The sequence below is a fragment of the Oscillibacter acetigenes genome, assembly GCF_025567605.1.
In the GTDB taxonomy this organism is placed as follows: domain Bacteria; phylum Bacillota; class Clostridia; order Oscillospirales; family Oscillospiraceae; genus Oscillibacter; species Oscillibacter welbionis.
The window spans coordinates 386977-405725 of record NZ_JAOQKG010000002.1; the positions used below are offsets into that span (position 1 = coordinate 386977).

The following is an 18749-nucleotide window of genomic DNA, read 5'->3' on the forward strand; positions in this document are numbered from 1 at the left end:
TCATGGCAAATACCCAAACGTTCCAGCGCCTTGCCCCGCCCGGACGGGGTGCAATGGCCGCCAAGCGGCTCTTTGATATCGTCTGTGCGGCCTGCGGGCTGGTGGTCCTCAGTCCGTTGTTCCTGATCACGGCGTTGGCTGTAGGACTGACGTCTCCGGGCGGTATCCTGTTCTGTCAGGAACGGATCGGGCTGGGAGGCAAACCGTTTATCATCTATAAGTTCCGTACCATGCGGAAGGAAAATTCCGGATTGAAGATCACGGCTTCCGGGGATGACCGGATCACACCGGTGGGCCGAATCCTGCGCAAGACCAAGCTGGACGAGTTGCCCCAGCTGTTCAACGTGCTGCGGGGGGATATGAGTTTTGTAGGCCCCCGGCCGGAGGTACAGGAGTATACCGATTTGTACACAGAGGAGCAGAGGCAGGTGTTTCTGGTCCGTCCGGGGATCACGGGGGTGGCATCCATCCGCTATCGTAATGAAAACGACCTGCTTGCCGCCAGCGACGATCCCAACCGTACGTATATTCAGGAGATCCTGCCGGAAAAGCTGCGTCTGGATCTCTCGTACATCCCTCGGGCCGGTGTTGTTCAGGATATCGCCCTGATTTTTGAAACATTGGCGGTTGTGATCCGGGGATAAGCAAAAGAAAGGACAATCGTTGCTCCATGGATATTTGGCTCATCAACCACTACGCGGTGCCTCCGAAATATTATCCCCTGGCCCGGCAGACCTGCTTTGCCAGGTATCTGATGGCCATGGGCCACACGGTGACGATCTTCGCCGCCAGTACCGTTCACAACTCCAACATGAATCTCATTACCGACGGAGCTCCCTGGCGGGATGAGGTAGTGGACGGCGTGCACTATGTCTACATCCGGTGCATGGATTACCAGGGCAACGGGCTCAAGCGGATTTACAACATCTGCGAGTTCGCCTGGAAGCTGCCCGGTGTGTGCCGGAAGTTCCCCAGACCCGATGCCATTGTGGCCACCTCTATGCCCCCCACGTCCTGTGCCATGGGGATTCATCTGGCCCGGAAATACGGCTGCCGGGGCGTGGCGGAGATCGCAGATCTCTGGCCGGAGTCCATTGTGGCCTATGGGATCGCCGGACCCCGGAATCCCGCGGTGCTGGCCCTTCGGCGGCTGGAGAAGTGGATCTATGAAAAGGCGGATGACGTGGTGTTCACCTGCGAGGGCGGATATGACTATATCGTCGAGCAGGGCTGGGAGGGGAGGATCCCCCGTGCCAAGATCCACTATATCAATAACGGCGTGGATCTGGCAGTCTTTGATGAGAACCGGGCGCGCTATACGGTGCAGGACCCGGACCTGGAGGATCCCTCCGTGTTCAAGGTCGTCTACACCGGCTCCATCCGGAAGGTAAATCATCTGGGTCTGCTGCTGGACGCCGCCAAAGAGGTTACAGACCCCAGGGTAAAATTTTTGATCTGGGGAGACGGAGATCAGCGGGCAGCGCTGGAGCAGCGGGTCCGGGAGGAAGAGATCTCAAATGTGGTGTTCAAGGGAAAGGTGGAGAAGAAGTATATCCCCAGCATCGTCAGCCGGGCCGATATCAACTTGATCCATGGCGGAGATCAGGGAAAGGAATTGTTCCGGTTTGGTATTAGCCCCAACAAGATGTTCGACTGCTTTGCGGCCGGGCGGCCCATCCTGATGGATCTCCCTGCAAAATATAATCCAGTGGAGCAATTTCAAGCCGGGATTTGTCTTTCGAGTGTATCGGAGATTCCTGCCGCCATCCGGCAGATTCAGGTGCTTTCGCCCCAGGCCTATGAGAGCCTTTGCGGCAATGCCAGGAAAGCTGCCGCACGGTTTGATTTCCGAGTTTTAACACAGGAACTGATGGAGATTTTGGAAAAAAGGGGATGAGCCGTGTGGAATTTACCTATTCGGCATACAAAAACCTGATACACCTGCTTCAGACGGGCGGATATCGGGTCTGTTCCTATCACAACTGGCAGGATACAGCTCGCTGTGTGATCCTGCGGCATGATATTGACAGCAGCTTGGGCCAAGCGATGGCACTAGCCCGGGTGGAGCGGGAGCTGGGTGTGAGCAGTACTTATTTCGTGCTGCTTACAAGCGATTTCTATAACCCGGCCTCCAAAGGGAGCGTGGAAAAGCTCCGGTCCATCCAATCCATGGGGCACGAAGTTGGGCTGCACTTTGACGAAAAGGCCTATCTGGAAGGGACACCGGAGGAGACAGTGTCCCGCATCCTCCATGAGCGTGATATCCTGGCTTCCATTCTGGAGACGCCGGTGACTACCGTCTCTATGCACCGGCCTTCCCAAGCCACGCTGGAGTCGGACCTTCAGATTCCCGGCATGATCAATTCCTATGGGCAGACGTTTTTCCATGATTTCAAATACCTCTCGGACAGCCGCCGGAGATGGCGGGAACCAGTGGAGGAAATCATCCGTTCCGGAACATATGACCGCCTGCACATTCTGACCCATGCCTTCTGGTACCACAAAGCAGACGAATCCATCACAGAAACCGTGAGTGCGTTTATCCGTTCCGCAAATGCGGAACGCTATGGACAGATGCAGGAAAATATCACAGACTTGGCGAGCATTGTGATGAGGGATCGGTGTTTATGAAAATTAAGGAAATTCTGGATTTTCTGCAGACGGCCCGGATCCCGTTTTCTTTTACAGGTGACCCGGAGAGGGAAGTGGACCGATTTTCTTCTCTCTCCCACTACCGGGAGGGGTCCTTCACCTGGATCAAAAAGCAGGAGAACATCCCGCTGGGAATGGATCTGACGGGTCTGGCTCTGGTATTCGTTGCGGAGGATGTCGATGGCGGTAACGCTCCCAATGTGATCCGGACACCGGAAAGCAAGCACGCATTTTTTTCTTCGATTGAGCATTTTTATGCCCAACCAGAGGAGCGGCCCGCCGTGGGGCAGTTTACCTATATCGGTCCGCGGGTCAAGCTGGGAAGAAACGTCCGGATCGGCCACAACTGCACGCTGGATGGGGACATCACCATCGGGGATGATACGGTCATCTGGAATAGTGTGGTGCTGTTGAACCGGGTGACGGTGGGAAGCCGGTGTGATATTCACTCCGGTGCTGTGATTGGTCACGATGGATATGCCTATACCGAGGATGCCGGGCATCACAAGGTCATGGTGAAGCATTTTGGCGGCGTCAGTATCGGCAACGATGTTCTGATCGGTGAAAACGTCTGTATCAGCCGTGGAACCATTGATGACACCGTTCTGGAGGACGGAGTCAAGATCGATGCGCTGGGGCATATCGCGCATAATTGCTGGTTTGGAAGAAATGCGGCAATGCCAGTTCCGTGCAGTGTCAGCGGCAGCGTGCATGTGGGAGAGAATGCCTATCTCGCCGGCGATATTATCCGCAATCAGTGCACCATCGGAGAGAATGCGTTTGTAGGCTTGGGTGCCGTTGTTGTGAAAGATGTTGCCCCCGGTCAGACCGTGGTGGGAAACCCTGCAAAGCCCTTTATCAAAAAGAAAGCGTGAAGAATATGCAATTTATTGATCTAAAAGCACAGTATCGTGCACTAAAAGATGAGATTGATGCCAATATCCGGGGCGTGCTGGACTCTGCCCAGTTTATCGGCGGCCCTTATGTGAAGGAGCTGGAGGCGCAGCTGGCGGCCTTCACCGACCGGAAGCACTGCATCACCTGCGCCAACGGTACGGATGCCCTACAGATCGCCTATATGGTGGCAGGTGTGGGTGCCGGGGACGCGGTGTTTTGCCCGGACATGACCTTCATCTCCTCCACGGAGCCGGCCAAAATGTTTGGGGCCACTGCTGTATTCTGTGACATCACGCCGGACACCTACTGCCTGAGCCCGGCGGGCCTGGAGCGGCAGATCCAGGCCGTGCTGACGGAGGGAAAGCTGACCCCCAAGGCTGCGGTGGCAGTGGATATTTTGGGAAATCCCTGTGACTATGATGCCATCGGGGCCATCTGCGAGAAATACGGTCTGTTCCTCATCGAGGACGCGGCCCAGAGTTTCGGCGCCTCCTACCATGGGAAAAAGGCCTGCGCCTTCGGCCATATCGCCACCACGTCCTTCTTCCCGGCAAAGCCTTTGGGCTGCTATGGTGACGGCGGCGCTATCTTTACGGATGACGACGCGGTGGATCAGCTGTGCCGGTCTTTGTGCGTCCACGGCAAGGGCCCCGGCGGCAAGTACGACAATGTGCGGGTAGGCATGAACTCCCGGCTGGATGCTATGCAGGCCGCCGTGCTGCTGCCCAAACTCAGGGCCCTGGGCACCTATGAGATGGACGCCCGACAGATGGTGGCCCACCGGTACAACGAGGCGTTTGCCGGCCGGTTTGTGACGCCCTTTGTGGCGGAGGGCTGCGTCAGCGCCTGGGCCCAGTATGCCCTGCTGGCGAAGGACACCGCCCAGCGAGACGCCATCGTGGCCTACCTGAAGGAGGCCGGGATCCCCAATATGATCTACTATCCCACGCCCCAGCACGCGCTGCCGGTGTTCCGGGACGAGCCTCATTACGGAGAGACCTTCCACAACGCGGACGACTACTGTGCCCGGACCTTCTCCCTGCCCATGCATCCCTATCTGGAAGAGGCGGAGCAGCGCAAGGTTATCGACGCGGTTTTGGAGGGTCTGTGATGAAATTATCTGAAGCTGTCCGGGGCGTTTCCGGTACGCTGGCTGCAGATGGGGAGTTCAGCTGCATCGCATTTGCCACGGAACAGGAGCAGTCCCAGTTTCTGACGTTTCTGGAAAAGGAAAAATTCCTCCCGGCTCTGGATAATTCCAAGATTTCCTGTGTGCTGACTACCTCCGCATTGGCGGAAAAGATCCCGCCCCATATCAAAGGTGTGTTCCTCTGTGACCGGCCCAAGGCTGCACTCTTTGAGATTCACAACCGCTTGGCTCGCCATCCGGATTATGTGGGCGCTTCTGCGGCTACTGTGGTGGGGGAGGGGTGCTCCATCAGTCCCCTGGCAGCCATTGACCGTGAAAACGTCGTCATCGGAGACCGCGTGACAATTGAACCCTTTGTGGTCATCAAGGGACGCGTGATCATCGGAAATGATGTGACCATCCGCAGCGGTGCGGTGATCGGTTGCAAGGGATTCTCTTTTTCAAAGGATACACAGGGTCAAAATGTCTCTGTGGAGGATACTGCCCGGATCATCATCGAAGACCATGTGGAAATTTTTGAACAGGTAGCCATCAGTACCGGGATTTTTCCCTGGGAAGAGACCCGGATTGGAGAAAATACAAAAGTGGATGCCCAGTGTTTCATTGCGCACGGCTCCCATATCGGTCGGAATTGCCTGCTGGCGAATGGCAGCCGCTGCTGCGGGAACAGCCGGGTGGGAGATCACGTCTGGGTCGGCGTCGGGGCGATTGTGTCCAACCGCGTGCGCGTGGGCGACGGCGCCCGGGTATCCCTCGGGTCTGTCGTGACGAAAGAAGTTCCCGCCGGGCAGACAGTCTCCGGCAACTTTGCAATTGATCATCAGAAATTTTTATCCAACTTGAAAAAGTCTTTGGAGGAATAATTGATATGTCCATGAAAGAAGAACTGATCGAAAAGATCCAAAACAAGACCCTGTGTATGGGTGTCTGCGGTCTGGGATACGTGGGACTGCCCCTGGCGGTGGATAAGGCGAAACACGGGTTCCGCACCATCGGCTTTGATGTCCAACAGGAAAAGGTGGACATGGTGAACGCCGGGAAAAACTACATCGGCGACGTGGTGGACGCGGATCTGGAAAAGCTGGTGAATGCCGGGATGCTCAGCGCCACCACGGATTTCTCCCGGGTGTGTGATGTGGATTTCATCGCCATCTGCGTGCCCACGCCGCTGGACAAGCACCAGCAGCCGGACATCAGCTACGTCCGGGATTCCACCATCGCCATCTCCAAGCACCTCAGACGGGGATCCATGGTAGTGCTGGAGTCCACCACTTATCCCGGCACCACGGAGGAGCTGATTCGCCCCATCCTGGAGGAGGGCAGCGGCCTCAAGTGCGGGGAGGACTTTTACCTGGGTTTCTCCCCGGAGCGGGTGGATCCGGGCAACCTCATCTATAAGACCAGCAACACCCCCAAGGTTGTGGGTGCCATCGGTGCTGACGCCACGGAGGTGATCTCCATGGTGTACCGCTCCATTCTGGATGGGGACGTGACCACCGTATCCTCTCCCGCCGTGGCAGAGATGGAGAAGATCCTGGAGAACACCTATCGGAACGTAAACATCGGTCTGATCAATGAGCTGGCCATTTTGTGCAATAAAATGGGCATTGACATCTGGGAAGTGGTGGACGCCGCCAAAACCAAGCCTTACGGCTTCCAGGCATTCTATCCCGGTCCCGGCCTGGGCGGCCACTGCATCCCCCTGGATCCCTATTACCTCAGCTGGAAGGCCCGGGAGTACGGCTTCCACACCTCCATGATCGAAGCGTCCATGATGGTCAACGACCGGATGCCTGAGTACACGGTGGAGCGGGCCGGAAAGATCCTCAACCGCTATAAGAAGGCTCTGAACGGCTCCAAGGTCCTGGTGCTGGGCGTGGCCTACAAGCAGGATATCGACGACTACCGGGAGAGCCCCGCCATCCGGGTCATCGAGGAGTTCCATAAAACGGGGGCCATGACGGATTTCTATGATCCCTTTATCCCCAAGTACCGTCATGAAGGCCAGTGGTATCAGGGCCTGGAGGCGCTGACGCCGGAGACCGTCAAAGCCTATGATCTGGTCATCATCACCACGGCCCACACCAAGGTGGACTACCAGATGGTGGCCGAGTGCGGCGTGCCGGTCTTTGACTGCAAGAATGTGACCAAGCACATTCAAAACCGGGAGAACATCGAGGTTCTGTAAAGCCGGCAGCTTCTCTTTTGGGAACGCGTCCGTATGAAGGAGTTTCAGGAATGATCAAAGTATGCCATATGACCAGTGCCCATCAGCCGGGAGACACGCGTATTTTTCAAAAGGAGTGCGTCTCTCTGGCAAAGGCCGGTTACCAGGTTTTTCTGGTGCAGCGGGGAGAGAGCGGGGAGAACTCCGGTGTCCGGATCATCGGTGTGGGACAGCCCTCCGGCGGGCGGCTTACCCGGATGACCTCCTTTGCCCGCAAAGTGTATGAGGCGGCACTGGCCGTAGACGCAGACCTTTATCACCTTCATGATCCGGAGCTGCTTCCCTACGGAATCAAGCTCAAGCGCCGGGGGAAAAAGGTGATTTTCGACAGTCACGAGCTCTATGCCGTGCAGCTGCGGCAAAAACCCTATCTGCCGGGCTGGTGCACGCGGATCATTGCGTTTGGATATGCGCGGTATGAGCGTTACGTCCTCCGGCGCCTGGACGGGGCCATCTTTCCCTGCACCGTGAACGGAGAGGACCCCTTTGCGGGAAGGTGTCCCCACACAGCGCTGGTAGACAACAGCGTCAAGCTGGAGGATTTTTATGAGCGGTATGATCCGGAAGCCGTACGGAACCAGGATCAGATCTGCCTGACAGGTTCTTTGACGGAGGCCCGGGGCATCACCAGTGCGATCCGGGCTGCGGCGTCGGCAAAGTGTACACTTGCGCTGGCTGGCCCGATCTCTCCGGCGGACTATGAGGCCCAGCTCCGGAAGATGCCGGAATTTTCCAGCGTAGATTACCGGGGCGTCCTGGCCAAGGACCAGGTGGCAGCGCTTCTGCAGACCAGCCGGGTGGGCCTTTCTCCGCTTTTGAACCAGGGCCAGTATTGGAAGGCTGAGAATCTGGCCACCAAGATCTGTGAGTATCTGGCCATGGGGCTGCCGGTGGTGATGAACGGGTCTGCCTACAACCGGGCATTCGTAGAGCGCTGGCACTGCGGCATCTGTGTGGACTCGGAGAACGTGGAGGAGATCGCCTCCGCTATCCGGTATCTGCTGGATCATCCGGAGGAGGCCCGGCAGATGGGAGAGAATGGCCGTCAGGCCGTGCGGGAAGAATTCAACTGGGGCGTGGAGGAAAAAAAGCTTCTGGCCCTGTACGAGGAAATTTTCAAGGAATAAAAGGGGACCATCAACATGAAATACGTGCTCATCGGCTGCGGCCGGATCGCCGTCAACCACATCAAAGCCGTGCTGAACAACCACCTGGAACTGGCCGCTGTGTGCGACGTCAAGCCGGAGGCCATGGAGACCCTCCTGGCCAAGCACGGCCTGGAGAAGGACACTTCCATCCGCCGCTATACCGACTATCGGGAGATGATCGAGGCGGAGCAGCCCACTCTGGCGGCCATTGCCACGGAGAGCGGAATCCACGCGGAGATCGCCCTCTACTGCATCGCCCACGGCGTCAACGTCATCATCGAAAAGCCCATGGCCATGTCCATGGCGGATGCCGACGCCATTGTGGAGGCTGCCCAGGCCCACCATGTCAAGGTGTGCGCCTGCCACCAGAACCGGTTCAATCCGGCGGTCCAGGCCACCCGGAAGGCCCTGGAGGAGGGCCGGTTCGGCAAGCTCTCCCACGGCTCCATCCATGTGCGCTGGAACCGGAACAAGGGCTATTACGACCAGGCCCCCTGGCGCGGCACTTGGGCCCAGGACGGAGGCTGCATGATGAACCAGTGCATCCATGGCGTGGATCTTCTGCGCTGGATGATGGGGGATGATGTGGTGGAGGTCTATGCCCAGACGGCTCAGCAGTTCCATCACTATCTGGAATGTGAGGACGTGGGCATGGCGGTGGTGAAATTCGCCAACGGCGCCATCGGCACCATCGAGGGCACCACCAACGTCTACCCCAAAAACCTGGAAGAGACGCTGTATCTCTTCGGTGAGACGGGAACGGTGAAGATCGGCGGTACCTCCACCAATAACATCGACGTCTGGCAGTTTGCCGACCAACGGGAGGAGGACGCAGCCCTGCAGGGGCTTCAGGAGGCCACCAGCAATGTCTACGGCAACGGCCATACCGCCGTTTACGCGGATATGATGGACGCCATCGTCCATGACCGGGCCCCGTATATCGACGCTCAGGCCGGCCGCCGGGCGCTGGAGATGATCCTTGCCATGTATCAGTCCGCGGCCACCGGAATGCCGGTGAAACTGCCGCTCAAGGACGTGGCCTCCCTGGACTTCACAGGCCGGTTTGACAAAAAAGAGGAGACAAACGGGTAAATGAAGCTGCCATCTGTCACAGAAAAACTGCGTGGGAGCCGGGCGGCCCAATCCCTGGAGAAGCTCTCCCGCGTAAGCCGGAGGCATCAGTTTTTGTTCCAGTGCGGACTGATCCTCCTCTACCGGCTGGTGCTGGACTTCATGTACCTTACGCAGCTCTCTCCCATCTACGCCTACAGCGGCTTTACCACGGATCTGGTGTGGATCAAATACGCCCTTTCCTGGCTGCTGGTATTGGTGTGTCTGCCCCTGGTGGTGGGGCTCCAGGGACAGGAGGAACGTCCCTCCTCCATCCTGGTGACGCTGATGAACTATGTTTACTTTCTCCCGATGACGTCCTATCTGGGATGCAAGGGAAGTGATCTGGGCTTCTTCTGCGCAGTGGCGGTGTACTGGCTGGTGCTGCTGGCGGTGCAGCTGCGTATGCCCACCATCTTGGTGCCCAAACTGCCCCACCGGCATACCTCCTTGTTATTTTTTCTCGTGAGTGTGGGGGCGTGCCTGTTCGTTATGGGGATCTCGGGGATCTATACCGGATTCCGGCTGAAGTTGAACCTTTCAGATGTCTATGGGATCCGGGCAGAGGCAGTAGCCTACGATATTCCCGGTCTTTTTGCCTACGTTCTCTCCTGGATGACGGTCATTTTGTCCGTGCTGATCCTGTACTGGCTGCAAAAGCGCCGGTACGTGGCGGTAGGCGTGCTGGTGGTAGTCTATCTGTTCTATTACTCCATCAGCGCACAGAAGTCCGTGTTTTTGTTTCTCTTTTTACTGCTGTTCTGCTACCTGCTGTACCGGAAATGGATGTACCGCTGGTGCGCCGGGCTGTTGTCACTGGGAGTCATGGGCTGCTGGGTGCTGGAGGCCGGGGCCCAGTTTCTCACCCCCATGTCCCTGTTTGTGCGCAGGCTCATGTACGTGCCTGTCCAGCTCAGCGAGGTGTACGCCCAATTTTTCCGGGAGCACCCGCTGAATCTGTTCCGGGACGGGATTTTGGGGAAGCTGTCCTATGACCCGGTCTATTCCATTAAGATCCCCAAGGTGATCGGAGAATATATGGGGACCGGATCCAGCGCCAACAACGGTCTGGTGGGTGATATGTATGCCAATCTGCCGGTCGTGCTGGGGGTTTTCCTGATGCCGCTGATCCTGGTGATCCTGTTCCGGCTGCTGGATGCGGCAGCCAGAGACATCCCCCAAAAGATCTATATCGGGCTGTGTGTGTTTTTTGCTATGAGTTTCTGCAACGGTTCCTGGAGTACCGTCCTGCTGTCCGGAGGATTCCTGATGGCCTGTATCTTCCTGTATCTATTTCCTGTACAAAAAGAGGAGCACGTAAAGAATGAACAATCGTGAACTGCGCGTTCAGGACCTTATTTCCGGGTTCCGGCGCGATTGGAAACTATTTTTGGTCATTGTGGCCGGGTTCCTCCTGCTGGGTCTTGCTGCTGGATTCTTCTTTTCCGGCCGGGCCTCGGCGGAAGGGTCCGGCAGCGCCCAGGCATGGGAGCCGGTGGACTTTGCGGAGGTCCCCATGGGTATCACCTATTATGTGGACTGTTACGACTACATCAAGGAGCAGCGCAAGGTCCTCTGTTCGTACATTGACGGTGTGCGGAACGATTCCTCTATTACGGAATCGCAGCAAGAGCAGCTCCTAGAGATGAAAGAAGAAATCCTGATCTTTGATGAGGACGAGCTTGTTCCTATCTACTGGGATCTGAACGCCCCGGATGCGTTTTACCTGCCCGATGAGCTACGTCAGAGCACTCTGGCTCAGTATCGGCGGGAGCGGGAGACGCTGCTGCAAAATATCAGCAAATCCGAGTATGCCAGATCTCTGCTGGATACCGTGGGCGGCCTGAGTACCAGCGACGCCGCCGTCAATGAGATCTACGCCTCCATTCTTTCCCAGGCAGCGGAATACCGCCAGCTGCAGCTGGATCTGGAACAGCTGGATACCCGGCTGAATCTGCTGGAAAACGAGTATCCCGCGCTGCGCCAGGCCAGTGAAGAAATGGCGCAGCGCCTCGATGACGCCGCCCGGGCGCTGGATGCGCGGGCGGAAGAGGCAGTGGCCCTGCTGGAGGAGATTGCGCAGGAAAACCATCTGAATATCACCTTCTCGGCGGAGCAGGAGGACGTGACGGTCCAGATCGGCCACACTACCCGGCCCGCCACCCGACAGGAGGCATTTACGGCCTTTGTGATCTTCTTTGGACTTGTGGGTATCTGTGCTGGCGGCTTTTTTGTCCTATGCCGGGAGACTTCTTCCTACAAAAAGGAGTCTCTGCAGCAGTGATTTGAAGATTTGAAAGGATACTCTGGGATGCAGTCTCGTTTGCTGAAAAATATTCTCTCTGTCAGTGGCGTGCTGATTTTGGTCAAGGCGCTGGGTTTTTTCAAGCAGATGGTAATCGCCGGCATTTTTGGCGCCAATGCCGAGACTGACCTGATCAATCTGTCCTATGGATTTATCGGCGACATCCAATATCTGCTGGTTCAAGTGATGCTTACCGCAGTGGTATCTGTTTATATTCATGTGAAGGAAGAGACCCAGAATGAAGCCGGGCAGTTTGCCAGCGACACCCTTTGCGCAGGCACCATCGTTGTAGCGGCGATTTCAGCGACCATTTTTATGCTTTCCCCCTGGATCTCAAAATTGCTGGCCCCAAGCTATTCCCAGGAATTGAGTAGCCAGCTCGGGGGCTATATTCGCCTATTTTCCCCGATCCTCATTCCATTGGTTTGGATGGCGGTTTTTCATGCACTTCTCAACTCCAACAAACGCTTTATCCCAGGTCAACTGGAGGGATTGTACCAAAGCGTGATCCTGGTTATCGTGATTATTTTGGGAGCGCCCTATCTGGGCGTGGACTCCCTAGTCATTGGATATTGGTTGTATGCAACCTTCAGCGCCGGGTTTCTGGGTTATCAGGCGCGGACTTATTTGAGGAAGAGCAGTAGAAATCCGTTCCGTAATCCGCAGGTCCGTTCGCTTCTCGCAATGGTTGGACCACTTTCTATCGGCTATGGTGCAGTTTATATCAACCAAATGGTAGACAAAATCCTGGTATCCGGACTGGCGGATGGGACGGTCACTGCCATGAGCTATGCCGCTACACTTTCCAATCTGGTAGGGACACTGATTTGCTCCCTCTGCTCCGTGCTTTATGCCCATGTAACAGAATATATTTCGCAGGAAAAGGAACAGGCTGTGGCCCAACTGACAGAACGGGCGATTTTGGTTCTGGTGATTCTGCTGCTGCCTGTCACTGTGATCGCAGTAAGCCAGGCGGAAGACATAGTCCTGCTCATATATGGCCGCGGCGCATTTGACGCGGAAGCGGCGGCTATGACAGCCCAGGCATTGATGGGCTACAGCCTGAGTTTTATCCCTTTGGCGTTACGTGAGGTATATAGCCGGGTCCAATACGGATATCAGGACTCTAAGCACCCCGCGGTAAACAGTGTCATCGGCATCGCCTGCAATGTTACATTGAGCATTTTGCTTTGTCGAAAGTTCGGTGTATTTGGAGTGACCCTTGCCAGCAGCGTAGCCACCCTAGTAATCGGCATGCTGAATGTGCAGTCTGCTCGCCGGACCGCATCATTCCTGTCGTTGAAATCTCTTTGGAACTTAACACCGAACATATTGATAGGTGGAATCCTGTCCATCCTTTTGACGTGGGGCTGCAAGCAATGGCTTGCAGAACTGCCGCTGCTGATTCGGCTGTGCTTGACCACTTTCTTTGTGTTCTCTGGATATAGTGTTTTGGTCATCCCTGCGGTATGGAAAACCGGGCTTATCAAGCCATGTCATTTTTCGCGCAAACAAAGATGAGCAGGAAAAATATCGCTACTGAAGAGGAGCCTTCTATTAGCGGCTGGTAATTTTTATAGTCCGAGGAAGGACGCTCTGCAGAGATCAGAAAGAAAGCGGCGCGTCCCATATGCAGAGTAGCCTCTTTTTTGAGTGGTCTGCTAGCGCGCTCACGCTATGATTCTTTGCCTGTCCCCACTCAGCTTTTTTGGAGCCGTGCAGGCATTCTGCCTCGAATGCTGGCCTCAATTTGGGGCTATCTTCGCAGAAAGCAGTTGTATCTCTGTGTGCATTGCCACGGGCAACGAATATCAAATGAAGGGAATTATTTTATGTGTGGCATCAGTGGTTATCTGGATCTAGACCGTGGAGTGGATATTGGAATCTTGCGGCGTATGACGGATGTCATCCGTCACCGGGGGCCGGATGACGAGGGATATGCTTTGATTGGCCCCGGTGGGACATCTTTTTTCGGGGGGAACGATACAGTAAAAGGGCTGGAGGTCCCTCCGCTGGAAACTGCCGTGGGGACCGCTTCCTTTTTGGGATTTGGTCATCGCCGCCTGAGCATCTTGGATCTGAGCGTTGGTGGTCATCAGCCGATGTATTTGCCGGAACGGGATATCACCCTCATCTACAATGGGGAGTTATATAACTACATGGAACTTCGCGCCCAACTGGAAGCTCTGGGGTATACCTTCCACACCACCAGCGACACGGAAGTTTTACTGTATGCCTACTGCGAATGGGGTGAAGATTGTCTCACACAGTTCAACGGCATGTGGGGGTTTGCTTTGTGGGATGGACAGGAAAATAAGCTGTTTTGCGCCAGAGATCGGCTGGGAGCCAAACCGTTCCATTACTGGCGCCAGGGAAACCGTATCATGTTTGGATCAGAACTGAAGCAGCTTTGTCAGGATGGTGCCGTACAACGGCGGTTTGACACCTCTTATTTGGCAGCTAACCTGATATATCATATCAGTGATTATAACGATCAGACTCTGATTGAAGGCATGAAGACCCTCCGACCTGGCCATAAGCTTGTTGTGCAGCTGGGGGCCGGTCATAACACCATCGACTCCTTTACCATTTCTTCCTATTGGACGTTGCATGTTCATTATGATAACAGTAAAACCGAGGCGGAGTGGGTGCGGTTGGTGACAGAGGAGTTTTCCAGGTCTTGCCGCTGGCGTATGCGTAGCGACGCCCCCCTGGGGGCGCTTTTGTCCGGAGGGCTGGATTCCTCCTGCATGGTTACTGAGATGTGTTCGCAGATGGAAGACCCCTCACGGTTGCAAACGTTTACTACCAGTTATCCTGGTAACAACTCCTGTGACGAGTGGTTCTTTGCCGATCTTATCAACCGTTCCTGCGGCTGTACAGGTAACCAGATCCTACCGGATGCCGAGGACATTGAAAAGCGTTTTGAGAATTTGGTGTGGCATGTAGAAGGGAGCTGTGGACTCTCTCTTTTAGGCAGCAAATTTTTGTTGGATGAAATCAATCGCCGCGGCTATAAGGTGATTCTCAATGGCCAGTGTGGTGATGAATTGATGCTTGGCTACGAGCGTTATTATGCATTCTTTTTCGCATCCCTGATCAAGAGAAAGCAGTGGAAGACTCTGGTGTCAGAATTTCGTCAGGCCAGTCGCCATTCCAAATTATCTGTGAGAGATCTGGCCGCTTATGCGCTCTACTTTAATCAGCCAGTGGTGCGGGACTCACGGCAGCTTCATCGTGCCGGCCGGTTCATCAACCCCGACCTGTTAGACCAGCGCAATCGTGTGGAGTTGCGGGAGTTGCTGTATCCAAAAATACTGGAAAATCTCCAATACACGGAGTTGACGGCAACCCAGTTGACACATATTGTACGCTATGACGACCGGTTGTATATGTCGGCTTCAATTGAAAGCCGGATTCCTTTTATGGACTATCAGTTCGTGGAACTGTGCTGTCGGATTCCACCTGAGTACAAGATCAAAAATGGTTACACCAAGTATCTGATGCGGCAGGCATTTGACAGAAGAATGCCTCGGGAAGTTACCTGGCGCACGAATAAAATGGGCTTTGGAGCGCCTGTGACACAGTGGGGCAGGAGGTTTTCGCGGGATTATCTGTTGGCGTACATTGAGGATTGCCGTACAGAGAAGTACTTCAAAAAAGAGGCGCTTGCACAGATGGTAACCCGCAATCAAGCGGAACCGTCTATCTATGAATTTCTCGCGGTTGAACTTTTTGCACGGCAGTTTGATGTGTCATAAGTATGGGACATTACAGGGGAAAACTGCTTTGATATAGTTTTTCGGGTGGTGGAGGCTATTTCGCTTTTTGGTGCGAATATTGATATATATTCGCATCCGGACAAACAAGAGGGGAGATCCGCATGACCTGTGTTAAAAGTAAAAATAAGTTACTGACTACAGAAGTGTAGAAACAGAATTACAGGATGTCCTTAGCGGTAAAAAAGCAAAAAATGAGTGGCGCCTAGGAACTTTTGTTAATTGAAAATGGATATGAAAAGTTCCACGCTGGGGCGCTAAACAAACTCACGTCCTCCTGTGCGCACTCCGATAGCAGGAGTTGCTTACACTTGATTTTTTGCGCCATTTTATCCATTTTTCTATGACAAACACAAAATTAAAAAAATCTAGCCGAAAAATGGATTTGAAAAAATAGATGGCAGAAAGATATATTTGCCACTTTAAATTTCGGCCATAACGCTGTATAATTTGTTATATGATCGTAACCTAAATTAAGCGGGGAACGACACATAATGCAATTAGGAGCGTATGGGCAAGATGAATCATCTGCGAAAACAGATTCTCTTTTTGTGTGACAGTCTGATTTTAATTGTTTTTTCGACTTTTTTCTCGTGGTTTTCTCTGCGATATAATCTGACGGATGCAGTTGGACAATCCGTTCAGCTGATTCAAAATTTTGCGTTGCTTTATGCCTGCACAGTGCTTTTCCAACTTTTATTCCGCACGTATGACAGCCTTTGGCGGTACGCTGAGAGTAAGGAATACCTGTCGCTGCTCATGGCTGCATTTTGCGGATTTTTCCTCTACGAGGTCTTGAGCCGCATTTTTCTACAGAGCATAATTTCCTTTATGCTCCTGACTTGTGTGGCCAGCCTCTGGGTCTTGGGAATGCTGTTGCTGCGCTTTGCCTACCGTGTTTACCGCAGTCGGGTACTATTTAGTAAGGGCAGCCATCAAATCCCTGTGGCCATTGTCGGTGCAGGAGCAGCTGGCGTTCAGCTGCTGGATGAGCTCCAGAGCAATCCAGACAGCCGATACAGTGTGCAATGCTTTTTTGATGACGACCTTGGCAAGCTGGGAAAACGAATCCATGGCGTGGAAGTGAAGGGGACGATCAGCCAAGTGCAGGAGCGCCTGCGCGCGATGGATATTCAGGAGATCATTGTGGCGATTCCATCTGCGGGGGAAAACCGCCGCCACGAGATTTTACAGAAACTGTCCGGCCTCGAGCGGATCAAAATTTCTGTTTTGCCCAGTACACTGGACATGATCCGCCAAAAGCCGATGCGCTCTCAACTGCGCGAGGTCCGCATTGAGGACTTATTGGGCCGTGAGCCGGTGTACTTGGACCCAGCGCCTGTGGATGCATATCTCTCTGGAAAAACCGTATTGGTCACTGGAGGCGGCGGCTCTATCGGTTCAGAGCTGTGCCGACAGATTGTCAAGCACGATCCCAAAGAGCTGGTGATCGTGGATATCTATGAGAATAACGCCTATGATATTCAGCAGGAACTGCTGTACCAGTATGGTGGGCGGCTCAATCTGAAAGTGGAGATCGCTTCTATACGGGACAGGAGGCGGATGCGGCAGATCTTCGCTACATACCGGCCGGATGTGGTTTTTCATGCCGCTGCGCACAAACACGTGCCGCTTATGGAAAACAGCCCTCAGGAGGCGATCCGCAACAATGTATTTGGCACACTAAACCTCGTGCGGGCCGCGGATGAGTTCTGTGTTCAGAAGTTCCTGCTGATCTCCACAGACAAAGCGGTCAATCCCACCTCTGTAATGGGCGCCAGCAAACGGCTTTGCGAGATGATTCTTCAGTCCATGAAAGGACACAGCGGCACAGATTTCGTGGCGGTTCGATTCGGAAATGTCCTGGGCTCCAACGGCTCCGTAGTACCGCTGTTCCAGCGGCAGATCGCCGCGGGGGGACCGATCACGGTAACAGACAAGCGCATTATCCGTTATTTTATGACAATTCCGGAAGCTGCGCAGTTGGTGCTGCAGACCGGTGCCATGGCCCGGAAGAACGAGCTGTTTGTTCTGAATATGGGACAACCTGTAAAAATCCTGGATTTGGCGGAAAATATGATCAGACTCTCCGGGTATGTGCCGTATCGGGACATTGACATTGTGGAGACGGGGCTGCGGCCCGGCGAAAAGCTGTACGAGGAGCTGTTGATTGCCAGCCGGGACATTGAGCAGACGGAGAACAGCCAGATTTTTATCGAGCGGCAGCCGGCGATTACTCCCGGTGAGCTGAGAGAGAAGCTGGAGATTCTCCAGGAGGCCCTGGAGAAGGATGATTCCTCCTGCATTCGGGAGGCGCTGCACAGGGTTGTGCCAACTTTCCATGAGCCGGAAGAGGTGAACTGCGGGCAAGGCGCCGAGGTCCGCATTCCGCAACAGGCTGCTTTCAGATAAAGATCAGAATTTTCAAAAAACCGCCATGCGAAATGTCAGCGCATGGCGGTTTTTTCAGGACAGATTTCCTACACGATATAAGGAGAGTTCTATGACCAATCATTTTTCCCTTGCCAGATTCCTGCTCTGGATTCCTCCATTGCTCTGGTATCGAATCATTTGGGGATTTTCCGCCCAGACAGCGTCTGCCTCCGGGAAAGTATCTGATGGACTTCTGCATCGCATCTTAATTGTGCTGTCGCCTGCGTATGCCCGGTCCGAGGCCGATATTCAGGGGGCAGCTGTTGAGGTGCTCTCGTTTTTTGAGAGAAAAGCCGCCCACATGTTTTTGTATTTCCTTTTGGTCATCCTGTTGTTAGCGGCGCTTGCGCCCTTTGTCCGGAACATCCTGCGCCGGTCTGCTGCCGCGGGAGTTTTCTGTGCCGTCCTGGCAGCCCTGGATGAGATTCATCAGACGTTTGTTCCAGGGCGCAGTGGAGCTGCACGAGATGTGGCGGTCGATTTGGCGGGAGCCGCAATCGCGTATGGTATTTGGTTTCTACTGCGATGGGTAGGAGCCGCGCGAAGAGACCGGCGCCGGCTGTCTGCAATCCGAACATGGATGCCCGCAGGGATTGGCCTTCTCAGTGCCTGTATTCTGCCGCACCTTACACAATCCGCCTTCAGCCATCCGGTTTTTGAGCGCCTCTGTCAGCGGTTCCTGGAAAATTGGGAAACGCTTGACGCAGCCGGAAAGATCGCTGTATTAGAGGGGATCTCTCCTGTTATGAAGGAGATGTTATATGCGGGAACAGCGGGGCTGTTGGGGCTGATGACTATCCTGACGCTGGCAATGCGGGGATGGCCGCTGCTGCGCTCGATCACGGTATCGGTGTCAACTGCTGCGCTGGCAGCGGTCTTCTTTGCGGGGCTGCATAGTTGCTGCTTGATCCCGGGACTTTTATCTATAGCCATGAGTGTCCTTCTGGGAAGCATGGTTTGGGCCAGCTGCATTTTAATTGTGAAAAGCAAAGCGCTGCTTCTCCATAAAGAATTCCAGATGTAAGCACGAAGCCCCAACGGGCTTCGT

The 18749-nt window shown here is 54.6% G+C and carries 15 protein-coding genes; all 15 read left to right on the forward strand.

Features of this window, described 5'->3' with window-relative positions; genetic code table 11:
* Positions 1–2: 2 nt before the first annotated feature.
* The 15 genes from OCV80_RS05755 (at position 3) to OCV80_RS05825 (ending at position 18725) form a co-directional block, all read left to right on the forward strand.
* A complete protein-coding gene (locus OCV80_RS05755) occupies positions 3–644 on the forward strand; it encodes a sugar transferase (protein ID WP_256264374.1) in 642 nt (213 codons plus the stop codon).
* Positions 645–670: 26 nt separating this feature from the next.
* Positions 671–1897 (forward strand): glycosyltransferase family 4 protein, encoded by a 1227-nt coding sequence (locus OCV80_RS05760; protein ID WP_025543522.1) that lies wholly within the window; start codon positions 671–673, stop codon positions 1895–1897.
* A 5-nt stretch (positions 1898–1902) separates the two neighbouring features.
* On the forward strand, positions 1903–2631 hold the full coding sequence (locus OCV80_RS05765) for a polysaccharide deacetylase family protein (RefSeq protein WP_036626761.1): 729 nt from the start codon (positions 1903–1905) through the stop codon (positions 2629–2631).
* Entirely contained in the window at positions 2628–3527 is a 900-nt protein-coding gene (locus OCV80_RS05770; protein ID WP_025543520.1) for a UDP-3-O-(3-hydroxymyristoyl)glucosamine N-acyltransferase, read from the forward strand. Before OCV80_RS05765 ends, OCV80_RS05770 begins: the two co-directional genes overlap by 4 nt.
* A 5-nt stretch (positions 3528–3532) precedes the next feature.
* Positions 3533–4660 (forward strand): DegT/DnrJ/EryC1/StrS family aminotransferase, encoded by a 1128-nt coding sequence (locus OCV80_RS05775; protein ID WP_136891528.1) that lies wholly within the window; start codon positions 3533–3535, stop codon positions 4658–4660.
* Positions 4660–5562 carry a UDP-3-O-(3-hydroxymyristoyl)glucosamine N-acyltransferase gene (locus tag OCV80_RS05780; protein WP_136891529.1) on the forward strand — a complete coding sequence of 301 codons (903 nt, stop codon included), beginning with the start codon at positions 4660–4662 and terminating at the stop codon, positions 5560–5562. The genes OCV80_RS05775 and OCV80_RS05780 overlap by 1 nt, the downstream gene beginning before the upstream one ends.
* A gap of 5 nt (positions 5563–5567) precedes the next feature.
* Complete coding sequence (locus tag OCV80_RS05785) at positions 5568–6887, forward strand: nucleotide sugar dehydrogenase (RefSeq protein ID WP_336303862.1); 1320 nt, start codon at positions 5568–5570, stop codon at positions 6885–6887.
* Between the two features lie 50 nt (positions 6888–6937).
* Positions 6938–8053 (forward strand): glycosyltransferase family 4 protein, encoded by a 1116-nt coding sequence (locus OCV80_RS05790; RefSeq protein ID WP_256264372.1) that lies wholly within the window; start codon positions 6938–6940, stop codon positions 8051–8053.
* A 15-nt stretch (positions 8054–8068) separates the two neighbouring features.
* Positions 8069–9166 (forward strand): Gfo/Idh/MocA family protein, encoded by a 1098-nt coding sequence (locus tag OCV80_RS05795; RefSeq protein ID WP_136891531.1) that lies wholly within the window; start codon positions 8069–8071, stop codon positions 9164–9166.
* Positions 9167–10522 (forward strand): hypothetical protein, encoded by a 1356-nt coding sequence (locus OCV80_RS05800; protein WP_267288276.1) that lies wholly within the window; start codon positions 9167–9169, stop codon positions 10520–10522. It abuts the gene before it with no gap.
* On the forward strand, positions 10509–11468 hold the full coding sequence (locus OCV80_RS05805; protein ID WP_136891533.1) for a flagellar basal body-associated FliL family protein: 960 nt from the start codon (positions 10509–10511) through the stop codon (positions 11466–11468). The genes OCV80_RS05800 and OCV80_RS05805 overlap by 14 nt, the downstream gene beginning before the upstream one ends.
* Positions 11469–11507: 39 nt before the next feature.
* The gene (murJ, locus tag OCV80_RS05810) at positions 11508–13010 is read left to right on the forward strand and encodes a murein biosynthesis integral membrane protein MurJ (protein WP_158629804.1); all 1503 of its coding nucleotides are present in this window, start codon (positions 11508–11510) and stop codon (positions 13008–13010) included.
* Between the two features lie 311 nt (positions 13011–13321).
* Positions 13322–15250: an asparagine synthase (glutamine-hydrolyzing) gene (asnB, locus tag OCV80_RS05815; protein WP_160117402.1), complete on the forward strand. Its 1929-nt coding sequence runs from the start codon at positions 13322–13324 to the stop codon at positions 15248–15250.
* A gap of 537 nt (positions 15251–15787) precedes the next feature.
* A complete protein-coding gene (locus OCV80_RS05820; protein ID WP_025543504.1) occupies positions 15788–17680 on the forward strand; it encodes a polysaccharide biosynthesis protein in 1893 nt (630 codons plus the stop codon).
* Between the two features lie 91 nt (positions 17681–17771).
* Positions 17772–18725 carry a VanZ family protein gene (locus OCV80_RS05825; RefSeq protein WP_025543503.1) on the forward strand — a complete coding sequence of 318 codons (954 nt, stop codon included), beginning with the start codon at positions 17772–17774 and terminating at the stop codon, positions 18723–18725.
* Positions 18726–18749 lie beyond the last annotated feature (24 nt).